Annotated in this window: 21 protein-coding genes; 5 read left to right on the forward strand and 16 right to left on the reverse strand. The window is 57.0% G+C overall.

Annotated elements, in window-relative coordinates; translation table 11 throughout:
- Positions 1–55 precede the first annotated feature (55 nt).
- Complete coding sequence (gene envZ, locus PGW97_RS15625) at positions 56–1,411, reverse strand: two-component system sensor histidine kinase EnvZ (RefSeq protein WP_047887242.1); 1,356 nt, start codon at positions 1,409–1,411, stop codon at positions 56–58.
- Between the two features lie 3 nt (positions 1,412–1,414).
- Positions 1,415–2,134 (reverse strand): osmolarity response regulator transcription factor OmpR, encoded by a 720-nt coding sequence (ompR, locus tag PGW97_RS15630; protein WP_047887243.1) that lies wholly within the window; start codon positions 2,132–2,134, stop codon positions 1,415–1,417.
- A 310-nt stretch (positions 2,135–2,444) separates the two neighbouring features.
- Between ompR and greB the strand changes: the two genes are divergently transcribed.
- Both greB and PGW97_RS15640 read left to right on the forward strand, forming a co-directional pair.
- Positions 2,445–2,915 carry a transcription elongation factor GreB gene (gene greB / locus PGW97_RS15635; RefSeq protein ID WP_047887244.1) on the forward strand — a complete coding sequence of 157 codons (471 nt, stop codon included), beginning with the start codon at positions 2,445–2,447 and terminating at the stop codon, positions 2,913–2,915.
- Positions 2,916–3,022: 107 nt separating this feature from the next.
- Positions 3,023–5,371, forward strand: coding sequence for a Tex family protein (locus PGW97_RS15640; RefSeq protein WP_273857924.1), 2,349 nt, complete (start codon positions 3,023–3,025; stop codon positions 5,369–5,371).
- Positions 5,372–5,479: 108 nt separating this feature from the next.
- Here the strand turns inward: PGW97_RS15640 and PGW97_RS15645 are convergent, their stop codons facing one another.
- Together PGW97_RS15645 and bioH are read right to left on the reverse strand one after the other, a co-directional pair.
- Positions 5,480–5,941, reverse strand: coding sequence for an ATP-dependent Lon protease (locus PGW97_RS15645; protein WP_273857926.1), 462 nt, complete (start codon positions 5,939–5,941; stop codon positions 5,480–5,482).
- Positions 5,942–6,177: 236 nt separating this feature from the next.
- The gene (bioH, locus tag PGW97_RS15650) at positions 6,178–6,951 is read right to left on the reverse strand and encodes a pimeloyl-ACP methyl ester esterase BioH (RefSeq protein ID WP_273857927.1); all 774 of its coding nucleotides are present in this window, start codon (positions 6,949–6,951) and stop codon (positions 6,178–6,180) included.
- 39 nt (positions 6,952–6,990) lie between these two features.
- Between bioH and PGW97_RS15655 the strand changes: the two genes are divergently transcribed.
- Together PGW97_RS15655 and nfuA are read left to right on the forward strand one after the other, a co-directional pair.
- Complete coding sequence (locus PGW97_RS15655) at positions 6,991–7,704, forward strand: ComF family protein (RefSeq protein WP_273857928.1); 714 nt, start codon at positions 6,991–6,993, stop codon at positions 7,702–7,704.
- 123 nt (positions 7,705–7,827) lie between these two features.
- Entirely contained in the window at positions 7,828–8,406 is a 579-nt protein-coding gene (gene nfuA / locus PGW97_RS15660) for a Fe-S biogenesis protein NfuA (protein ID WP_047887249.1), read from the forward strand.
- Between the two features lie 159 nt (positions 8,407–8,565).
- Here the strand turns inward: nfuA and PGW97_RS15665 are convergent, their stop codons facing one another.
- The 6 genes from PGW97_RS15665 to PGW97_RS15690 form a co-directional block, all read right to left on the reverse strand.
- On the reverse strand, positions 8,566–8,958 hold the full coding sequence (locus PGW97_RS15665; protein WP_047887250.1) for a 3D domain-containing protein: 393 nt from the start codon (positions 8,956–8,958) through the stop codon (positions 8,566–8,568).
- 106 nt (positions 8,959–9,064) lie between these two features.
- A complete protein-coding gene (gene dinF / locus PGW97_RS15670; protein WP_273859676.1) occupies positions 9,065–10,414 on the reverse strand; it encodes an MATE family efflux transporter DinF in 1,350 nt (449 codons plus the stop codon).
- A gap of 338 nt (positions 10,415–10,752) precedes the next feature.
- Complete coding sequence (gene cyoE / locus PGW97_RS15675) at positions 10,753–11,676, reverse strand: heme o synthase (RefSeq protein ID WP_273857930.1); 924 nt, start codon at positions 11,674–11,676, stop codon at positions 10,753–10,755.
- A 46-nt stretch (positions 11,677–11,722) separates the two neighbouring features.
- The gene (locus PGW97_RS15680) at positions 11,723–12,790 is read right to left on the reverse strand and encodes a COX15/CtaA family protein (protein WP_273857931.1); all 1,068 of its coding nucleotides are present in this window, start codon (positions 12,788–12,790) and stop codon (positions 11,723–11,725) included.
- Between the two features lie 10 nt (positions 12,791–12,800).
- A complete protein-coding gene (locus PGW97_RS15685; RefSeq protein WP_047887253.1) occupies positions 12,801–13,349 on the reverse strand; it encodes a hypothetical protein in 549 nt (182 codons plus the stop codon).
- Complete coding sequence (locus PGW97_RS15690; protein ID WP_047887254.1) at positions 13,346–14,023, reverse strand: SURF1 family protein; 678 nt, start codon at positions 14,021–14,023, stop codon at positions 13,346–13,348. The genes PGW97_RS15685 and PGW97_RS15690 overlap by 4 nt, the downstream gene beginning before the upstream one ends.
- A 29-nt stretch (positions 14,024–14,052) precedes the next feature.
- On the opposite strand from PGW97_RS15690, the gene PGW97_RS15695 reads away from it, so the two are divergent.
- A complete protein-coding gene (locus tag PGW97_RS15695; protein WP_047887255.1) occupies positions 14,053–14,259 on the forward strand; it encodes a DUF2909 domain-containing protein in 207 nt (68 codons plus the stop codon).
- A gap of 17 nt (positions 14,260–14,276) precedes the next feature.
- Here PGW97_RS15695 and PGW97_RS15700 read toward each other — a convergent pair whose 3' ends face one another.
- The 6 genes from PGW97_RS15700 to lexA all read right to left on the reverse strand — a co-directional run bounded on the left by PGW97_RS15700 (position 14,277) and on the right by lexA (position 20,385).
- Positions 14,277–15,179 carry a cytochrome c oxidase subunit 3 gene (locus tag PGW97_RS15700; protein WP_047887256.1) on the reverse strand — a complete coding sequence of 301 codons (903 nt, stop codon included), beginning with the start codon at positions 15,177–15,179 and terminating at the stop codon, positions 14,277–14,279.
- A gap of 8 nt (positions 15,180–15,187) precedes the next feature.
- Positions 15,188–15,682, reverse strand: a complete 495-nt coding sequence (locus PGW97_RS15705; RefSeq protein WP_273859677.1) for a cytochrome c oxidase assembly protein — start codon at positions 15,680–15,682, stop codon at positions 15,188–15,190.
- A gap of 144 nt (positions 15,683–15,826) precedes the next feature.
- A complete protein-coding gene (gene ctaD, locus PGW97_RS15710; RefSeq protein WP_047887257.1) occupies positions 15,827–17,434 on the reverse strand; it encodes a cytochrome c oxidase subunit I in 1,608 nt (535 codons plus the stop codon).
- 12 nt (positions 17,435–17,446) lie between these two features.
- On the reverse strand, positions 17,447–18,592 hold the full coding sequence (gene coxB / locus PGW97_RS15715; protein WP_207103667.1) for a cytochrome c oxidase subunit II: 1,146 nt from the start codon (positions 18,590–18,592) through the stop codon (positions 17,447–17,449).
- Positions 18,593–18,865: 273 nt separating this feature from the next.
- Positions 18,866–19,666, reverse strand: coding sequence for a class I SAM-dependent methyltransferase (locus tag PGW97_RS15720; RefSeq protein WP_047887259.1), 801 nt, complete (start codon positions 19,664–19,666; stop codon positions 18,866–18,868).
- 98 nt (positions 19,667–19,764) lie between these two features.
- Entirely contained in the window at positions 19,765–20,385 is a 621-nt protein-coding gene (gene lexA, locus PGW97_RS15725; RefSeq protein WP_047887331.1) for a transcriptional repressor LexA, read from the reverse strand.
- Between the last annotated feature and the right edge of the window lie 69 nt (positions 20,386–20,454).

A 20,454-nucleotide genomic window follows, 5' to 3' on the forward strand; every position in this document is an offset into this window, starting at 1 on the left:
ATGGGCCAGAGTGTCGGTTTCACACTCGGCTGGCGTTTCGTTCTGGTTCTGGCAATCAGTGCTTTTTCATCACCAGCGGCAAACCAATCTGAATCCGTAATCCGCCTTCACTGCGGTTACTGACCTGAATGCTGCCTTCGTGCTGATCGACAATTCGCTTGACGATCGCCAGCCCCAGTCCGGTCCCTTCCGTTTCATTACCACGTGCGGTATCGCCCCGGGTTAGCGGCTGGAACATCTTGGCCACCTGATCCGGCTCAATCCCCGGCCCGTCATCTTCGACGCAGAACCAGGCACAGGTACGATCCGCAGTGGCTCCACTGGAAATTTTGACCCAGCCATTGCCATAACGCAGCGCATTGACCACCAGATTGGCCACCAGGCGCTTAATCGACACGCCATTGCCAAGCACCACACCGGGAATCGCGTCCAGCGCGAGCTCAATCTGACGCTCGTAACCGCCTTCCGCTTCGGCCACTTCACACAACAATCCGTTCAGATCCAGCGCTTCAGCCTCAGACAGTTTCTGGGTCGATTTGAGGTACTCCATAAACTGACTGATGATCGCATTACACTCTTCCGTGTCTTTAATCATGCTTTCAGCCAGATAACCGTCTTCCGGCGACATCATCTCCGTCGCCAGACGAATTCGGGTCAACGGGGTACGCAAGTCATGGCTGACCCCGGCCAGCAACAACGCCCGGTCATCTTCCAGCTGCTTGATGCCTTCCGCCATGCGGTTGAAGGCTTTGGTCACAGCACGGATTTCTGAGGCTCCCCGCTCCGGCAGTACCGGCGGCGACTCACCGCGGGCAACCTGCAGCGCCGCCTGCTCCAGTGCCACCAGCGGACGGTTCTGAATACGGATAAACAGCCAGCCGCCGGCAATCACCATAAAGGCAATGATCAGGCTGTAGTTAAACAGTGGTGAAAAGTCATCTTCCTGCAACTCCGACAGCGGAATCCGCATCAGGTAGCCGGGAATCGAATCGCTTTTCAGCCACAGCACATAGCTGTCAGCCCCGAGCACCAGCCGCACCTCAGTCGGTGATTCCAGCTCGTTGCTCATTTCCTCGCTGAGGTATTCGATGACCGTGGCCTGCTCGAACTCCTGCAGCTCACCATCGGCAATCGGATCACTGCCGTCTTCGGCGTGCAGAGTTACCCCCAGCTGTTCCAGCAGTTGCCGGCGCAACGGCGTATCCAGATGAAACGTATGGCCGTCAGCCAGCTCAACGTCTTCTTTGAGCATCAACCGCACTTCATAGGCGAGAATGCGGTTGAACTGCTGCAAGCTGGGCAACAGCGCATAATTCAGCACGGCCAGGTAAGAAAAAATCTGGCTGGCAATTAACAAGCCAGCCAGCAGGATTAGCGTCCGGGTAAAGGTACTGCGCGGCGACAATCGCATGGCTTACGCCTCATTGCCGTCCGGTACAAACACATACCCCAGCCCCCAAACGGTCTGGATATAACGCGGACGGCTCGGGTCTTCCTCGATCATCCGGCGCAGACGGGAGATCTGGACGTCAATCGAGCGCTCCATCGCCGAATACTCACGGCCGCGGGCCATGTTCATCAGCTTATCGCGGGACATCGGTTCACGGGCATTGGTCACCAGCGCCTTCAGCACGGCAAACTCCCCGGAGGTCAGCGGCATCGCTTCGTCACCACGGAACATTTCACGGGTTCCCAGGTTGAGGCGGAACTCACCAAATTCGATAATCTTGCTGTCAGCACTCGGTGCACCCGGTGCTTCGACCGTCTGGCGACGCAGTACTGCACGGATACGGGCCAGCAGCTCACGCGGGTTAAACGGCTTCGGCAGGTAGTCATCCGCGCCCACTTCCAGCCCCACGATACGGTCAACCTCATCGCCCTTGGCGGTCAGCATCAGGATCGGCAGCATATTGTTGGCATTACGCAGACGGCGGCAGATCGACAGACCATCCTCGCCAGGCAACATCAAATCCAGCACCATCAGGTGGAACGTTTCACGTGATAACAGGCGGTCCATCTGCTCGCCGTTGGCCACGCTTCGCACCTGAAAGCCCTGCTCAGACAGGTAACGCTCCAGCAGCGCACGCAGGCGCATATCATCATCAACAACCAGAATCTTGTAATTTTCCTGCATATCTCACCTTACTTACATCGGTAGGCACGGACATAGTGTACTCGAGCCTCCCTGCGACTCGCTGAATTTTGCCGCGAAAATACCCGCAAAATTGTTACCGTTTATGTCCGGCAAACCTCGCTCAACACTTTACTTAGTATGGTCAAGCTCAGCCGGACATGCCTGCCACCTAAACTACCTGAAATTCAAGGAACTATCCAAAACTAACGAACTCAGAATCAGGAACCTTGATCTTCCCAGGCAAGCGACGGAAGATCAGAGCATTGAAGGTCAACCGCATCGCCGCGAACCAACAGGAGCATGGCCGGTAATGAAAACCAACCTGATCACCCGTGAGGGCTACAACAAACTCAAGCAAGAGCTGGATTTTCTGTGGAAAGAAGAACGTCCGGAAGTCACCAAAAAAGTGACCTGGGCGGCCAGTCTGGGTGACCGCTCAGAGAACGCAGACTACCAGTACAACAAAAAACGCCTGCGTGAAATCGACCGCCGGGTACGCTACCTGCGCAAGCGACTGGAGCTGGTTCAGGTGGTGGACTATTCCCCGCAGCAGGACGGCAAAGTGTTCTTTGGTGCCTGGGTGGAAATTGAGAACGAGGCCGGTGAAGTCAAAGCCTTCCGCATCGTCGGCCCGGACGAGATTTACGGCCGCAATGACTACATCTCGATTGACTCCCCGATGGCCCGAGCCCTGCTCAAGAAAGAAGTCGATGACGAATTCGAAGTCACTACCCCGACCGGCAAAAAAGAGTGGTTCGTCAACAGCATCCGCTATCAGTAAACCCGGCACTGACGTCACGTACTGACACGCTTCTTACATGCCACACCTTGCCTGTGCCCCGTTCACCCGTAGAATGGGACCTTAAACGACAACATGAGAAACAACGGATGAGCTACACGATCAACCAGACGATTGCCCAGGAACTGAGTGTTCGCCAGGAACAGGTGAATGCGGCGATTGCCTTGCTCGATGACGGTAACACCGTGCCTTTTATCGCCCGTTACCGTAAGGAAGTCACTGGTGGGCTGGACGACACTCAGCTGCGTAATCTGGAATCCCGCCTGGGCTACCTGCGCGAAATGGAAGACCGCCGCCAGGTGATTCTGAAATCTATCGGCGAGCAGGGTAAGCTGACTCCGGAGCTGGAAGCCGAGCTACGTGCTGCTGACAGCAAAACCCGCCTTGAAGACCTTTATCTGCCTTACAAACCCAAGCGCCGTACCAAAGGTCAAATCGCCATTGAAGCGGGCCTGGAACCGCTGGCCGACAGCCTGTGGGCAGATCCGAGCCAGACGCCGGAAACCGCTGCTGAAGCATTCATTGATGCCGATAAAGGCTTTGCCGACAGCAAAGCCGTCCTGGATGGTGCCCGCGCTATTCTGATGGAGCGTTTCGCGGAAGACGCGGCGCTGCTGGAAAAAATCCGCCGTCACCTGCAGGGCCAGGCCGAACTGACCTCCCGCGTAGTGGCAGGCAAAGAGCACGAAGGCGCGAAGTTTAAAGATTACTTTGAATACAATGAGCCGCTGAAAAACATCCCGTCCCACCGCGCACTGGCGCTGTTCCGCGGCCGTAACGAAGGCGTGCTGCAACTGGCCCTGAACGCCGATCCGAATCAGGAGGAAGGGGTACGCGGCTCTTACTGTGAAGTCATCATTGCCGATCATTATGGCGTGAAGCCAGGTACCCAACCGGCAGACAGCTGGCGCAAACAGGTGATCAGCTGGGCATGGCGCATCAAAATCCTGATGCACCTGGAAACCGAGCTGATGGCGGCCCTGCGCGAGAAAGCCGAAGACGGCGCGATGCAGGTATTTGCCGATAACCTGAAAGACTTGCTGATGGCTGCTCCGGCAGGCCCGCGCATCACCCTGGCCCTGGACCCGGGTCTGCGGACCGGCTGTAAAGTGGCGGTGGTCGATCAGACCGGTAAGCTGCTCGATACCGCGACCATTTATCCCCACCAGCCACAGCGTCAGGTGGCCCAGTCGGCGGCAACGGTACTGGCCCTGATCGCCAAGCACAACGTGGATTTGATCGCGATTGGTAACGGCACAGCTTCACGTGAAACCGACAGTTTTGTCGCGACCCTGCTGAAAGACAACAACCTGAAGATCCAGAGCGTGATGGTGAGCGAAGCGGGAGCTTCGGTGTACTCTGCATCGGAGCTGGCCGCCAACGAATTCCCGAACCTGGATGTGTCCCTGCGTGGTGCGGTGTCAATTGGCCGCCGTCTGCAAGACCCGCTGGCCGAGCTGGTGAAAATCGATCCGAAATCTATAGGGGTGGGCCAATACCAGCACGATGTCAGCCAGAGCATGCTGGCCAAGCGTCTGGATGCGGTGGTGGAAGACTGTGTAAACGCCGTTGGCGTTGACGTGAATACGGCGTCCCCGGCACTACTGACCCGCGTGGCTGGCCTGAACGGCACGATCGCGCAGAACATCGTGAATTACCGTGATGAAAATGGCCGGTTTGAGTCCCGCACCACGCTGAAGAAAGTCGCCCGTCTGGGCCCTAAAGCGTTTGAGCAGTGTGCCGGCTTCCTGCGTATCATGAACGGTAAGAACCCGCTCGACAGCTCGGCGGTTCACCCGGAATCTTACGCCGTGGTGAAAAATATCGCCGCTGCGAACGACAAGGCGCTGGATGCCATTATCGGCAACAGTGACTTCCTCAAGAGCCTGAAACCGGCCGATTACACCGATGAGCAGTTTGGTCTGCCGACCGTCACTGACATCATTCGCGAGCTGGACAAACCGGGCCGTGACCCGCGTCCGGAGTTCAAGACCGCGACATTTGCCGAAGGTGTACATGAAGTCAAAGACCTGATCCCGGGCATGGTACTGGAAGGCGTGATCACTAACGTGACCAACTTCGGTGCGTTTGTCGATGTCGGTGTCCATCAGGATGGTCTGGTGCACATCTCGGCGCTGTCCGACAAATTCGTGGCGGATCCGCGCGAAGTGGTGAAAGCCGGTGACATCGTCAAGGTTAAGGTGATGGAAGTGGATCTGCAGCGCAAGCGGATCGGCATGTCGATGCGCCTCAGCGATGAGCCGGGCCAGGAAAAACCGGCTCGTAAACCGCAAGGCCAGTCACCCCGCCAGAACCCGTCCCGTTCGTCGCAAGGCAACGGCCAGCACAATGCATCAGGCAATGCGGCGGGCAATGCAACGAATGGCGCCATGGGCGGTGCTTTTGCGGCGGCCTTTGCGAACGCCAAGAAGAAGTAACGCCATTACCGGCAGCCAGTTACTGCGACAATAAACGACAAAAGAGCCGGCATACCTGTCGGCTCTTTTTTATTTTTTCCGTCCATCAGCGGCGGGATGCCTGCGTCGCTATATCTTTACCAGATACTCCGTCGGTGGATTGGGCAACGTCGCCTGCGCGTATTTATGGGCCACCACGCCCTTGGTGCGTTCCGCCTGGCTGATCAACGCCAGCGCCTCCAGCAATTCCCGCGGCAATTTGATGTGCATGGCATACCCCAGGTCTTTGCTGTCCGCCATATAGCGGTCTGCCGACAGCACTTTCACCAGCTGCTCCAGTTCGTCGCGGTAACCGTAATGCTGCTCAGAACCGTGCAAGTCTGAGTAATCCGGGTGTTCACTCGGATCCCAGGACGGCTTTTTCATCTGCTTTTCTTCACTGGTTACCGGCTTTTCCTGCCCGGCAGCCGCCATACTGGCCGGCGGCACAATTTTTTCGCGCACCCGGTTGTCCCGTGCAACCTGCTCGGTCGGCGGATTCACAGACGGCGCGACCGTAGGGGCGCCGACTTGGACAGGGGAGACGATCATCGGGGTGCAATGCTCCGGGCATTAACGGCCGGGCGGCACTTCAGCACCGCGCCGCCATCCAGTGATTAGACGATGCCACCGGTCAGCCCACTCAGGCCAACCGCAAGTAAGTGGCTGTGTTTATTATCGTTACATCTATCATTATGGCCGCTCCGGAACCAAGAGCAACCGCTTGTTACCCGTTATCGGCCATCACGCGAAAAAATGCAGTGAATCACCGGCATTGTTGCAGCTTATCAGTGGTTAGCGGCTAAAAAGTCGGTGAGCACCTCAAGAAATGCCTCAGGATGGGAAATAAACGGAGCATGTGACGCCGACGCGAAGATTTCCCGCTGCGATTGCGGGGCCAGCGTGTCCAGGTCGCGGGCGACTTTTGCCGGAACCAGCCCATCCAGTCGGCCATACAACCGCAGCCAGGGTTGCTGCAAATCGGCCAGCTGATCACGCAAGTCCACCTCTGCCAGAATTTTCAGTCCATTGGCCAGCGCCTGCGGATTCGGCGCAGGACGAGACAGCACGGCTTCTTTCAGGCGTTTGATATCCTGCCGCGCGGTTGGACTGCCCATCGCCTGCAGCGCCATAAACCGCTCAACCGTGGTATGGAAGTCATCATCCAGCTGACGACGAAAATCAGCCAGCACATCCGGTTTGATCCCGCGCCAGGTTTCCCGGGCGGAAAACCGGGGGGAGCTGGCCACCGTCACCAGCCGCGAGACTCGCTCAGGCGCGCGCAACGCCGCTTGTTTGGCGACCAGACCGCCTAACGACCAGCCCAGCCAGGTGGCCTGCTCGGGGGCCGAGGCCAGCACCATATCGGTCATTTCTTCAATCTGCTCGGCAAGCAGCGCATGGCTGTGTCCGTAGCCGGGCAGATCCACCACATGCACCCGGCAGTGCTCAGCCAGTTGCGGCAGGATCTGCTGCCAGACAGCACCGTTCATACCCCAACCATGAATGAGAACCAGATCGGAACCTTGGCCCTGCGTATGCCAGTGTAGCTTGGCTGTCATGTAAACTTCCTTTCTCTGTTGCGCCACGGGATGGTCAAGATGGTATCGCCATTATTTCAAATCACCAACTTTCTGCACCGTCATCACCGCTGTATGTTGTGCCGGCTGCCGGTCGACACGCCGGATCAGCACTGGTGTCAGCCGTGCCTGACTCGCTTTCCGCGCACCCCATACTGCCACGGTTGCGGTGCAACCACCCTCACCATGACTGAGTATTGCGGTCGCTGCCTGACCCGTCCACCACCGTGGCAACGCTGTTACCGGCTGGGCGAATATCGGTTTCCACTGCGCCAGCTGGTACATAAGTTCAAATTCGGCCATCAGTTCTGGTTGGCCCGCCCGTTAGGCACCTTGCTGGCGCAGGCGATCCCCGACCCAGCCCCTCTGCTGTTGCCGGTTCCGCTGCACCCCTGGCGTCAGCTGACCCGAAGTTTCAACCAGAGTACTCTGCTCGCCACGGCGATTGCGGAGGCCACCGGCAGCCGGTGTCAGCCTGGCCTATTGCGGCGGACACGGCATACTCCGGCACAGCACCAGCTGAACAAAGCCCAGCGTCAGACTAACTTGCGGGATGCTTTTCGCCTACGAAAGCCCATTTTCCGGCCATCAAGCCCCTTGCCATCCCATGTTGCCCTAGTGGATGATGTGGTCACCACCGGCAGTACACTGTCGGTTCTCACTCGCCTGCTGCTGGCTGAAGGCGTCGAACGTGTGGACATCTACTGCCTGTGCTATACCCCCGCAGGGAAATAACCTGCAAAGTCACGGTTTTATGTGGCGAAATCATAGTTACGTCGATTAGGGGGTGATAGAAAGAGCAGCAAGGAGTAGAATAGAATTAATCTTACTAATTAAGTCAGGTATTACGTCGTGTCTATGATTACTATTTCTGAAAGTGCTCAAGAGCACTTCGTTAAACTTCTGGCCCAACAGCCGGAAGGCACTAACATCCGCGTGTTCGTGGTTAACCCTGGTACGCAAAGTGCTGAGTGCGGCGTATCCTACTGTCCGCCGGAAGCAATCGAAGCGTCAGACACCGAAATCAAATTCGGTATGTTCTCGGCGTATATCGATGAGCTGAGCCTGCCATTCCTGGAAGATGCCGAGATCGATTTTGTCGCTGACAAAATGGGCTCTCAGCTGACCCTGAAAGCGCCCAATGCCAAAATCCGCAAAGTGTCGGATGATGCTTCACTGATGGAGCGCGTGGATTACGTGATCCAAACCCAGGTGAACCCGCAGCTGGCTGGCCACGGCGGTAATGTGTCCCTGTCTGAAATTACGGAAGATGGCGTTGCCATTCTGCAGTTCGGTGGCGGCTGTAACGGCTGTTCAATGGTTGACGTGACCCTAAAAGAAGGGATCGAGAAAGAGCTGCTGGCGCAGTTCGAAGGCGAACTGACCGGCGTGCGTGACATCACTGAGCACGCCCGTGGCGAGCACTCTTACTACTAAGCAATCTTACTCCGCCTTACACGAGTAAGTATTGTTAGATAAAAAAAGCGAGAGCCTGAGCTCTCGCTTTTTTGTGTCATCAATCTGAAAAAGTAGCTGTTCTTTATCATGTATCATTGTGCATGCAGAGCAGTTATTTTTTCAGGTTGTGGCTGGTTCCTACACTTCCACCACTGTGATAGTGACCTTTCGACGTCCCCAGTTTCTGGCAGCATGGATATCTTTACCCATGTAGATATCAATCTTGTTTTGCCAGCGGCGCCCCATCTTGTCCAGTACCACATACTCACCCGGTAACCCGGAGATTTTCACTTTCGTGCCTCGCTTAAAACCCCGTCCCAGCAAGTCCCGGGAAATCGCAATCGCCTTCATGCCCGGTTTAAGTCGGTCACCCCAGGCGGCAACTGTCGGGTTACCTTGGGTTTGTGCGCGCACTGAATTGTAAGCTGTGGCGGTGACATTATAGGTTTTGCCCTGGATGCTGGCAGAAGCAGGAGCCACCCAGCCTAGCATCAGAATCGTCAAAAAAAGTCCAATGACCGCTTTCCTCATCCATCCTCCTAAACAGCAAAGATTGTTCGCATTTTAACCATGAACTCCCGCCCATGGGTAGCATTTTTTGCCGAATTATTGAACTGATTTGACATGTGGTAGCTAACTATTTGTTTGCACTAAAAGGTTCCAGGAAAATATTTTTTTGCCATTGGTAAGCAAATATTACAGCCAGGCCAATGCCGCGCATCGCCAGGAAACCGAGCATCGCCGCCCACAGCGCATGGTTCCCCCAGTCAGACAGCAACCACCAGAACGCAAAAAAGCTGCTGGTGGCGACCACCATACTGTTGCGCATTTCCCGGCCCCGGGTCGCCCCGATAAAGATGCCGTCGAGCAGGAAACACCACATCGACACCAGCGGCACCGCCGCCAGCCACGGCAGGTAAAGCGCGGCTTCCTGCTGCACGGCCGGGATGTCAGATATCAGGGCGATAATCGCACCGCCCCCGAACGCAAACACCAGCGTCAGCAGCAGCGAGATCACCAGGCTCCAGAAAGTGGTGCCCACCAGCGTGCGTCCCAGTTCCTGTCGGTTCCGGGCACCGATCGCCTTACCAACCATCGCTTCCATCGCATAAGCAAAGCCATCCATCGCGTAAGAAACCAGCATCAGAAAGCTCATCAACACCGCATTGGCCGCGACGATATCATCCCCCAGGGTTGCGCCCTGAAACGTCATAAACGTAAAGGCCAGCTGCAGGCACAAGCTGCGTAAAAAAATGTCCCGGTTCAGCTTGAGCAGACGCCCCGTGCCTGCGCAGATCGTCCCCAGTTTTTCGCGCCACGGCGGCAGGGCCTGCGCCAGCCATTGCCGGGATACAAACCACAGCCCCAGCGCCAGCCCGCTGTAATCGGCCATCACCGACGCCAGCGCCGCCCCCTGCACTTTCCAGTTCAGTCCGACCACGAACAGTACATCAAGCACGATATTGACCACGTTGGTGACGATCAGCAGCCACATCGGCAGACGCGCGTTCTGGCTGCCGAGCAGCCAACCCATGATGACAAAGTTGGCCAGCGCAGCCGGCGCGCCCCAGATCCGGATCGAGAAATACTGCGCCGCGTACTGTTTGACCTCAGCACTGGCATCACTGAACTGGAACACCAGATCGGCCACCGGGTTATGGAAAATAATCAGCACCAGTGCCAGTAGCCAGGCCAGTGCCAGTCCTTGCAGGAACACAGCGGCCTGTGCCGACTTATCCGATGCACCGTACGCCTGGGCACTCAGCCCGGTGGTCGCCATCCGCAGGAAGCCCAACAGCCAGAAAGTCACGTTAATCATGGTGCTGCCGACCGCGACACCGCCCAGATACCAGGCCTGATCGAGGTGACCAATCACCGCCGCATCCACCAGCCCCAACAGGGGCACTGTGATGTTGGACAGCACCATAGGAAGCGCCAGGGCAAAAACCTGGCGGTGTAAAGACATATCTCGCAACGCGTTGAGCACAATCACCTCGACCCTTAGATTCAGACTGCACATTATACTGAGTTCAGCCTGAAACGCATGCCGCCCCGGCATGTCAGCGCCGTCATGCACACGCTTCTCTATGCCACTGATCAGCTAAGTGCTTACCAGCAGTGATCACCCGGCGGCAAGCCCCAATGATAGGGGGATACGAGGAAACCCGGACGGTAAAGGAATCCAGGGAGAGCAATCCTGGAAAAACAAGATGAAACAGCCAAGGCCTCAGTCAGCGGAAGCCTTGGCGTTTAGGAATGGCAAGCACATCCTGCCCGCAGCAAAACTGATGTGCAGCAGAAAGCGTTCGAACAGGCACACAGCGACTAGCGCGCCAGCAGACTGATCAGCCAGTGGTCGGCCAGCAACACCACAAACAGGGCCAGCAGGTGCCAGATAGAATATTTGAAGGTCGCCCAGGCATGGCCGGGCTGATCCGCAAATTTCAGCTTCAGGGCATACCCAATAAAGCCGGCATTGAGCACACTGCTGCCGGCCAGATACAGCCAGCCGCTCATGCCCGTCAGCCAGGGTAGCAGCCCCACCAGCGCCAGTATCACGGTATACAGCAACACCATGGTTTTGGTAAACGCGATGCCGTGCGTGACCGGCAGCATCGGGATCCCGGCCTTGGCGTAATCATCGCGGCGGTGAATGGCCAGCGCCCAGAAGTGCGGCGGTGTCCAGGTAAACACCAGCATCACCAGCAGCAGCGCATGAGGATCAAACTGGCCGGTGACGGCGGTCCAGCCCAACAGCGGCGGCGCCGCCCCGGCCAGCCCGCCGATCACGATATTCTGGGGAGTGGCATGCTTCAGCCATACGGTGTAAATCAGAGCATAACCTACCAGACTGGCAAACGTCAGCCAGGCCGTCAAGGCGTTGAGCTGCCACAGGACAGCAAAGCCAGCAACCATCAACGCCGTGGCGAACAGCACCGCTTTGTAGGTCTCCACCCGGCCTTTCGCCAGCGGCCGGTGGTAGGTACGCGCCATCTTGGCATCGAAATGCCGATCGAGCACGTGATTAAAAGCCGCCGCTGCGGCCGATTGCAGCCCAATTCCCAACAACCCAAGCGTCACCGCTTTGACCGGCGGAATTCCCGGTACAGCCAGACACATCCCGACCAGAGCCGTGAGCAGCAGCATCGCCACCACTTTAGGCTTGGTCATGGTCAGATAATCCTGCCAGACCCGATGTCCACTCCAGGTTCGGGTACTGCGTTTGGCAACAATCTCAGCTTTGGCCATATTTGCCCTCCTTTGCCTTTCCTTGGGACATCATCAAACAACACATTCAGTGCAACCGGGCGGCAGAGCCCTGCCAGTGCCGAGTCGGGCGGCGCATCCAGAACACCTGCACATTGACGGCCACCAGCACCAGTAACAACGCCATCCCGGTCAGGTTATGCGCCACCGCCACACCCAGCGGCAGGCTGGCCACAACATTGGTAATGCCCAGCGCAACCTGGCCGCACAACACCCCCAGCATCAACAGTGCCAGCTGGCGCAACGCCGGGTGCCGCCACAGTTGCCAGGCCAGCAGTAACAGCACCAGTGTGGTAACAGCGGCGCCAATCCGGTGGGTAACGTGAATCGTGACCCGCTGCTGATAATCCAGCACCCCGTACTGATAGCTGTCGTGCACCGGCTGAATCAGTGAAAACGCGCTGCTGTCGAAGCTCTGTTGCCAGTCCACTTCACACAGCGGCAACTGGGTACACACCACAGCGGCATAATTGGCAGCAGTCCAGCCGCCGAGCGCAATCTGGCCGATGACGACGGCCAGCCCGAGCAGGGCAAACAGCGACAATGCCCCAGCAGAGGCCATTGATGACGCAAACGGCGATGATGGACGCAGCTGGGATCGCGACGGCGAACGGGGCATCGGTAACGGCCGCAATCGCAGCCACAGCACCAACAGCAACGAAGCCGTGGTGAAGCCTCCGAGCAGATGACCCATCACCACCACCGGCATCAGCGAAAGGGTTACAGTCCACATCCCGAGCATGGCCTGAAAAACCACGGTCACCAGCAGGCAGGCCGGCAACCCCCGGGGACGCTCCGGCCGCCGCCAGGCCAGCACATTAATCGCCAGGATCATGATGCCCAGCGTACCGGCAACATAGCGATGCAGCATTTCATTCCAGGCTTTGTGAACTTCCAACGGGGCATGGGGATAGCGGGCAGCAGCCAGTTCCTGGTGGACATCGGTTTTCGGTACCCCGGCAAAACCGTAACAACCGGGCCAGTCCGGACAGCCCAGCCCGGCTTCGGTCAGGCGGGTGTACGCCCCCAGACCAATCACACACACTGACAGTATCAATGCCGCCAGCACCAACAGTCTGAATCCGTTCCGTTGCATCGCCGCCTCCTTAGCCGATTTTAGAGAGCTTGAGCAATCGCTTGAGATCGCGCAGGACGTCTTTTCCCTGCGCCAGCACAGCGGTTTGTCCTTTGACCAGCGGATAGGCCATCATGACGTTCCCCATGGGATCGGCGATATAGATCGCCCGGGTCCCGTGCGCCTGCGCTTTCAGCTTCGCGACAATATAGTCAGGCACCTGACGGGCTGTCACGCCCGTCGCCTGCGCCCGAATCGCAGCTGGCTGAGCAGCAAGCCCATCGCCCTGCACCAGTAACACACTGTCGAGGCGGGAGTGATCCGCTCCGACCGCCTGAGGAACCTGACGCAGGTTGAACAACGCCCCCTGACAGTAGTCATCACAGTGATCCGGCAGCAGGTAAATCAGCTGCCAGCGATGGCGCTCGCCAAGCCAGTCCGAGGTCAGTGGCTGTTCCAGTAAATCCCCCCGGTTGGTTACCCCACCGTGATACCAGTCCATGTCCAGCACCAGCTTGGCAATGCCCACCGGCAACACAAACACCCCCAGGAGCAGCAACAACGTTCCGTGTTTACTCATACCTTACTCCGTCTTAACCACCACACCGCCAGCCCGGATACCGCCAGCGCCATCAGGAACCATTGCAGGGCATAGGCATAATGCTTCTGCGGACCGGTCACGACCGGAATCCAGGTCTGCTCCAGCGCCACCGGACTGTCCGGATCAATCTGCAACACCCAAGGCGGCAGCGGCAATCCCGTCCGCTCCCTCAGTGCTGCCAGGTTGATATTCTGGACCCGCAGGGGAAACCCCTCCCCCAGTTGCTCCGGCGCCAGCTCCAGTAACGTTGACGGCGGGGCGATAATGCCACTGATCCGGACTTCCCCGTGCAGCTCCGGCAGCACCGGGATCTGATCGCGATATGGCGGCGCAGCAATCCAGCCCAGATTGACCATCACCCAGCTGTTTTCCGACATAAAGGGATACAGCACGTGATAGCCGGGCTGGCCTCTGTACATCTGATTATCCAGCAGCACAGCCCGGCTGTGATCAAACTGGCCGCGCAGGGTCAGGCTGTACCAGCGAGGGTCTGCCGGCAGACTAGCAATGCTGTAATACATCTGCTCACTGCGAAACTGGAGGACATGGTTCAGCTGCTCTTTTTCCTGTGCCCGCGACATTTGCCACAAACCCAACTTGACCAACGTCACCAGTACCGCCACAGTAAACAATATGAACCCGATCCTTCGCATGACTGACCCCTATCCCGCCGAGGTGGCCTATGTTGCTGAAAGCCCTGATCGTTTGCCTGCTGATTTTTATCATCTTCAACTTGTTCAGAGCACTACCTGTGATGCTCAAAGGTAAGCAGGCATACCCGATGTCCCGCTACCTTGGCCGACGCATTCTGCTGTCAGTGATCCTGTTTGCGCTCCTGCTGCTGGCACTGGCGAGCGGGGTGATCACCCCCAATCCCCGCCCTTACTGAGCAATATCACGCTTCGGTCAGAGAATGTAGACAAACACAAACAGGCACAGCCAAACCACATCCACAAAGTGCCAGTACCAGGCACCGGCCTGAAACGCAAAATGCCGCTCCGCACTAAAATGCCCCCGCAGGATACGCAGCCAGACAATGAACAGAATGAGAGTACCGAGGGTCACGTGCATGCCATGAAACCCGGTCAGCAGGAAGAAGGTATTGCCATACACCCCGGCATCCAGCGTCAGGTTCATCTCTTCATAGGCATGGGCATACTCGACCCCCTGCAGGTAAACAAACAGTGCCCCCAGCAGAACGGTCAGCAACAGAAACAACGTCAGGCGCGGGCGGTTATCCTGCTCCAGCGCCGTGTGCGCGATATGCACCGTCACGGATGAGGTCAGCAGGATCATGGTGTTATACAGCGGCAGCCCCCATGCTCCCATTGCCTGGGTTTCAGTACCGCCCGGGGTCATCAGCAGTGGCCACTGGGCAATGAAATCCGGCCACAGCACCGCATGGGTCATGGCGTTGTTCCCCGCCCCGCCGAGCCAGGGAACAGCAATCATCCGGGCATAAAACAGCGCCCCGAAGAAGGCCGCAAAGAACATCACTTCCGAGAAAATAAACCAGCTCATGCCTTGGCGGAACGAACGGTCCATCTGGCTGCTGTACAGCCCCCGCATGGATTCGCTAATCACATCGCGGAACCAGCCGAACAGCATGATTAACAGCAGCCCAACGCCCGACATCAGGATCCAGGGGCCCTGACCGTTGAACAGACCGCCGACCGTCGCCCCGGCCCCCATTGCAATCAGGAACAGGGCCACCGCCCCGACAATCGGCCAGATACTGGCAGCCGGTACGTAATAGGGTTCGCTCCCCGGGGTTGCCGACTGCTCATGCTCAGAGTAAGGGTTCGCCATCTTTCACCTCATTGCGTTTTGGCCGCCGCTTCCGGCTTGGCATTAAACAGGGTGTACGCCAGGGTCAGGGTGTTAATGTCCTCCGGCAACGCCGGATCCACATAAAACACCAGTGGCAGGCTGGCTGTTGCCCCTGCCCCGAGCGGCTGGCGGTTAAAGCAGAAGCATTCAATTTTGTTGAAGTACTGTGCGCCCAGCCCCGGGCTGACCGACGGCACGGCCTGCCCCACGGTTTCCACCGCAGTCAGGTTATGGGCTTTGAAACTCACCGTGCGCGTTTCGCCGGGATAGACCACCATCCGCCGGACTTCTGGCTCGAATGTCCAGCGCATCCCCGGATGGATATACGCGACAAACTCCACCGTAACCTGACGGCTGGTATCCACCCGTTCACTGACAGCTGTCGGGGTGTCGGCGGTTTTCCCGTTGATGCCGGTGATATCGCAGAACACGTTGTAAAGTGGCACCAGTGCAAAGGCAAAACCAAACATGCCTACTGCCATCGCGACCAGTGACCAGAACGAGCGTTTCTGACGGTCCGGCTGTCTGTTCGCACCCGGCTTGTTCACATCACGCTGGGTCGCACCAGATTTGTCAGATTCGGGTGTCGGTGTCTTGTCCATGACATGCCCCCTTCATCAGCCTGATTAATCGATACGCGGTGGCGTCGAGAAGGTGTGGTGCGGCGCCGGTGACGGCACCGTCCATTCCAGCCCTTCCGCCCCGTCCCACGGTTTGGCCGCCGCTTTCTCTCCGCCGCGGACGCACTTAATCACGACCGCCAGGAATATCAGCTGCGACAGGCCAAACATAAAGCCGCCGATACTGACCACGGCATTCACATCCGCAAACTGGAGGGCATAGTCGGGGATCCGGCGCGGCATACCAGCCAGTCCCAGAAAGTGCATCGGGAAGAACAGGATGTTGACCGACACCACCGAGCACCAGAAATGCCACTTGGCGAGTTTTTCGTTGAACATGTGCCCGGTCCATTTGGGGAGCCAGTAGTACGCCGCCGCCATGATGGAGAAGATCGCGCCCGACACGAGCACATAGTGGAAATGCGCCACCACAAAATAGGTATCGTGGTACTGGAAGTCTGCCGGGGTGATCGCCAGCATCAGGCCGGAGAAACCACCGATGGTAAACAGCACGATAAAGGCGATGGCAAACAGCATCGGCACTTCAAAACTCAGCGAACCGCGCCACATGGTGGCCACCCAGTTAAAGACCTTGACCCCGGTCGGCACCGAAATCAACATGGTGCAATACATGAAGAACAGTTCCGCCGCGACCGGCATCCCGGTGGTGAACATATGGTGCGCCCAGACCAGAAAACTGAGCCCGGCAATCGACGCAGTGGCGTAAACCATGGAACTGTAACCAAACAGTTTCTTACGGGAAAAGGCAGGGACTATCGCCGAAATAATGCCGAAACTCGGCAAAATCATAATGTACACTTCAGGGTGACCGAAGAACCAGAAAATGTGCTGGAACATCACCGGATCGCCCCCGCCAGCCGCATCAAAGAAACTCGTGCCGAAGTACTTGTCAGTTAGTACCATGGTGACAGCCCCGGCCAATACTGGCATCACGGCAATCAGCAGAAACGCGGTGATCAGCCAGGTCCAGACAAACAGCGGCATCTTCATGTAGGTCATGCCCGGCGCGCGCAGGTTAACGATGGTGACAATGACGTTGATTGCCCCCATGATGGAGCTGATCCCCATGATATGGATGGCAAACACGAACAAACCGGTACTTTCCGGACTGAACGTGGTCGACAGCGGCGCATAAAAAGTCCAGCCGAAGTTCGGGCCGCCCCCTTCCATAAACAGCGACGTCAGCAGCAGAGTGAAGGCAAACGGCAGAATCCAGAAACTCCAGTTATTCATCCGTGGCAGGGCCATATCCGGCGCCCCGATCATCATAGGAATCATCCAGTTTGCCAGTCCGGTAAATGCCGGCATGACGGCACCAAAAACCATGATCAGGCCATGAACGGTCGTCATCTGGTTAAAAAAGTTCGGTTCCACCAGCTGCAAGCCAGGCTGGAACAGCTCCGCCCGGATCACCATGGCCATCGCCCCGCCAATCAGGAACATGGCAAAGCTGAACATCAGGTAGAGGGAGCCGATGTCTTTATGGTTCGTGGTCAGCAGCCAGCGTTTCAGACCGGACTGAGGATGGTCGTGATGCTCATGCTCGGTCGCGGTACTTTCGACTCCGGTTTGCTCGCGCAACATGTCCGTCATCGTCACTCTCCCCTATAGCTCTTTGCCATCGATCACAGCCTGCACTTCGGCGGCCTGAACCGTATCCCCGGTATTGTTCCCCCAGGCATTACGCTCGTAGGTAATGACTGAAGCCAGCTCTTTCAGGCTGAGCTGCGGCCCGAATGCCTGCATGGCCGTGCCGGGACGGCCATGCACCACGACGCTGATATGTTCCAGCTTGGCTGACGGGTCCACGGCGATACCCTGTCCGGCCAACGCCGGGAAAGCGCCGGGCAACCCCTGGCCATTCACCTGGTGACACATGGCGCAGCGGGTGTTGTAAACCTGCTCTCCCAGCGTCATCAGCTCATCCATATCCATTTCCATCGCCAGCAGACGCTGTTCTTCTTCGCGGGCCTGCTGCTGGGCAACTTTGGTGGCCTGCAGCCACTCATCAAATTCATCCTGCGGTTTGGCAATCACCACAATCGGCATGAAACCATGATCTTTGCCGCACAATTCCGCACACTGCCCGCGGTAAATGCCCGGTTGATCAATGCGCGTCCAGGCTTCATTGATAAAGCCGGGGTTCGCATCTTTCTTGACCGCAAAATCCGGCACCCACCAGGAATGGATGACGTCCTGGGACGTGATCAGAAAACGGATTTTCTTGCCAATCGGCAAAATCAACGGTCGATCCACTTCCAGCAGGTAATTTTCACGCTTGTCACGTTCGTTAGCAATTTGGGCCGATGTCGTGGCCAGAAGAGAATAAAAACCGACATCTTCGTCGAAATAGCTGTAATGCCATTTCCATTGTGAGCCAGTAATCTGCACCGTTAGATCCGGCTGCGAGGTATCTTCCATCGCCAGCAGAGTTCGGGTAGCCGGAATGGCCATGATGATAAGGATGATGAACGGGATCACCGTCCAGACGATTTCGACCTTGGTACTTTCATGGAACGAAGCCGCCTGCGCCCCTTTCGACCGGCGGTGATGGATGATAGACCAGAACATCACGCCAAATACCACCAAACCGATGGCAACGCAGATGTAAAAAATGGTCATATGGAGATCGAACACCCGCTGACTGACCTCGGTAACCCCCGGTGTCATGTTCAGGCGCATGGGTTGGGTATCAGCGTGTACCGGCACAGCCAGCAAAACACTCAGACAGCACATCAGATGGCGAATCATCACCCGGTTCCCTCCTTCCTAATCCCGCTCGCCACAACACCGGGGCGGACTCTGCACCGGATGGCAATACGAAAATGATTCGGTAACAGGCCCACCTGAACAACCAGGCAGGCTCAAGCGCAATAAAAGAGTTAACAGTTTGTTTACAATTAACTTAGGACAGGATCAGGAAAAATGCGCAATAAAATGATAGGAAAAATCTGTCGCCCGCCGGAATAAGCGCGACGGAGCACTATTGATGAAGGTGTGGCCAAATGCGGCGATTAGGAGGGCTTATAGGCGGATATGTACCAGAACAGGCACAATTCTGAATTTCATACCCGGCGTTCTCGCCAGCCAGCGTTGCCAGTGGCTCCAACGCGAACAGGCATTATCCAGTGGGCTGTACTGCCCGACCGGTTCGGCCCACGGCAGCCATTGCAGCACCTGCCTCAGGGCATTGCGAAAGCCATGCCGATAAGGTTGGGCCACGCCCATTTTTTTGGCTACCGGCCAGTGGCAGCGATCCCCGGCCATGACCAGACACAGCTCCGCCCGACCAAAATGGCAGGCCAGAGACTGCAGGAAACGGGAAAGTTCAGCGGCGGTACACTGCAATAACGCCTGGTCACACAGCAGCATAACCGGGGTTGACATCAGCGGCGGCAGCGAATGCAACCAACTGAGATCCTGAATAGAGCCAGGTAACATGCGGTAGCGCTCGCTGCGGTGAAACAGGCGCTGGCGCCACAACAGATGCTCATTGGCATCGACATCAAACCAACGACAACGGCCGTTATCAATGCGGTAGAATCGGGTATCCAGCCCCCCGGCGATATTAATGATGGTGCCGTTCGGGTGGCGGCGCAAGAAATGCTGAACCTGCCGGTCACACTGCAGCGCAAGACTGGCATGAAGCAGCTGTTGTTCTGACACATTACCGGTCAGGCAGTCCGGTTTGAGATGGCACTGGCTGCAGGCAACAGCCGCCATGGGATCATAAAGCAGACAATCATCTGCCATGCTTTCACGACTACGAAGCCAAAGAGGCTGCAGCAGATCAGGCGGGATGTCGTAACGGGCAGAATTGGTCATTATCATCTCCTTCATAACATGAACAGATGATAATGACTATCATTAACACTTGTAAAGCTTTTTGGTGTAAATTTATACGGTAAGAAAAGCCGGAAAATTTACATCCAGTCGCTGCTGCGAATCACGCCGACTGCCAGACCTTCAATCGTCAGGTGCTGGTTGCTCAAATCTACCACGATAGGCGCAAACTCTTCGTTTTCAGCATGCAGCAGCACTTGCGAGCCTTTGCGTTCCAGGCGTTTCACGGTGACGTCATCATCAACGCGGGCTACTACGACCTGACCGTCGCGGACATCCTGGGTTTTATGCACCGCCAACAGGTCACCGTCCATAATGCCGATGTCTTTCATACTCATCCCGTTCACACGCAGCAGAAAGTCTGCACGCGGTTTGAACAACGATGGATCCACATCGTAATGGGTTTCGACATGCTCCTGAGCCAGGATCGGTTCACCGGCGGCCACTTGGCCAATCAGGGGCAAACCCTGCTCCTGCTGACCAGATTCATGCTGTATCAGACGGATCCCGCGGGAGGCACCGGGAATGATCTCAATGACCTGCTTGCGGGCCAGAGCTTTAAGGTGTTCCTCGGCAGCATTAGCCGAGCGGAAGCCTAGCTCACGGGCTATTTCAGCGCGTGTAGGCGGCATTCCAGTATCTTCAATTTTTGCTTTGATCAAATCAAAGACTTCTTGTTGGCGCGGCGTTAACGGCTTCATCATTCACCCTGTCTTTTTATACAGTTCACTGTGAGTATATCCAGTGTTAACACGCTTGAAAAGGTAATT

This window comes from Photobacterium sp. GSS17 (assembly GCF_028621875.1).
Classification (GTDB): Bacteria; Pseudomonadota; Gammaproteobacteria; order Enterobacterales; family Vibrionaceae; genus Photobacterium; species Photobacterium ganghwense.

What these genes read in the sequence shown, in the direction of transcription:
- PGW97_RS15720 (WP_047887259.1), bottom strand. Translation starts at nt 19,666, where the DNA reads ATGACCAATTCTGCCCGTTACGACATCCCGCCTGATCTGCTGCAGCCT.
- PGW97_RS15695 (WP_047887255.1), top strand. Translation starts at nt 14,053, where the DNA reads ATGTTGCTGAAAGCCCTGATCGTTTGCCTGCTGATTTTTATCATCTTC.
- PGW97_RS15640 (WP_273857924.1), top strand. Translation starts at nt 3,023, where the DNA reads ATGAGCTACACGATCAACCAGACGATTGCCCAGGAACTGAGTGTTCGC.
- bioH (WP_273857927.1), bottom strand. Translation starts at nt 6,951, where the DNA reads ATGACAGCCAAGCTACACTGGCATACGCAGGGCCAAGGTTCCGATCTG.
- PGW97_RS15655 (WP_273857928.1), top strand. Translation starts at nt 6,991, where the DNA reads ATGGTATCGCCATTATTTCAAATCACCAACTTTCTGCACCGTCATCAC.
- PGW97_RS15680 (WP_273857931.1), bottom strand. Translation starts at nt 12,790, where the DNA reads ATGCAACGGAACGGATTCAGACTGTTGGTGCTGGCGGCATTGATACTG.
- PGW97_RS15705 (WP_273859677.1), bottom strand. Translation starts at nt 15,682, where the DNA reads ATGGCAGTAGGCATGTTTGGTTTTGCCTTTGCACTGGTGCCACTTTAC.
- ompR (WP_047887243.1), bottom strand. Translation starts at nt 2,134, where the DNA reads ATGCAGGAAAATTACAAGATTCTGGTTGTTGATGATGATATGCGCCTG.
- PGW97_RS15700 (WP_047887256.1), bottom strand. Translation starts at nt 15,179, where the DNA reads ATGGCGAACCCTTACTCTGAGCATGAGCAGTCGGCAACCCCGGGGAGC.
- PGW97_RS15665 (WP_047887250.1), bottom strand. Translation starts at nt 8,958, where the DNA reads ATGAGGAAAGCGGTCATTGGACTTTTTTTGACGATTCTGATGCTAGGC.
- cyoE (WP_273857930.1), bottom strand. Translation starts at nt 11,676, where the DNA reads ATGGCCAAAGCTGAGATTGTTGCCAAACGCAGTACCCGAACCTGGAGT.
- ctaD (WP_047887257.1), bottom strand. Translation starts at nt 17,434, where the DNA reads ATGACGGACATGTTGCGCGAGCAAACCGGAGTCGAAAGTACCGCGACC.
- nfuA (WP_047887249.1), top strand. Translation starts at nt 7,828, where the DNA reads ATGATTACTATTTCTGAAAGTGCTCAAGAGCACTTCGTTAAACTTCTG.
- greB (WP_047887244.1), top strand. Translation starts at nt 2,445, where the DNA reads ATGAAAACCAACCTGATCACCCGTGAGGGCTACAACAAACTCAAGCAA.
- envZ (WP_047887242.1), bottom strand. Translation starts at nt 1,411, where the DNA reads ATGCGATTGTCGCCGCGCAGTACCTTTACCCGGACGCTAATCCTGCTG.
- PGW97_RS15645 (WP_273857926.1), bottom strand. Translation starts at nt 5,941, where the DNA reads ATGATCGTCTCCCCTGTCCAAGTCGGCGCCCCTACGGTCGCGCCGTCT.
- PGW97_RS15685 (WP_047887253.1), bottom strand. Translation starts at nt 13,349, where the DNA reads ATGAGTAAACACGGAACGTTGTTGCTGCTCCTGGGGGTGTTTGTGTTG.
- coxB (WP_207103667.1), bottom strand. Translation starts at nt 18,592, where the DNA reads ATGATTCGCCATCTGATGTGCTGTCTGAGTGTTTTGCTGGCTGTGCCG.
- lexA (WP_047887331.1), bottom strand. Translation starts at nt 20,385, where the DNA reads ATGAAGCCGTTAACGCCGCGCCAACAAGAAGTCTTTGATTTGATCAAA.
- PGW97_RS15690 (WP_047887254.1), bottom strand. Translation starts at nt 14,023, where the DNA reads ATGCGAAGGATCGGGTTCATATTGTTTACTGTGGCGGTACTGGTGACG.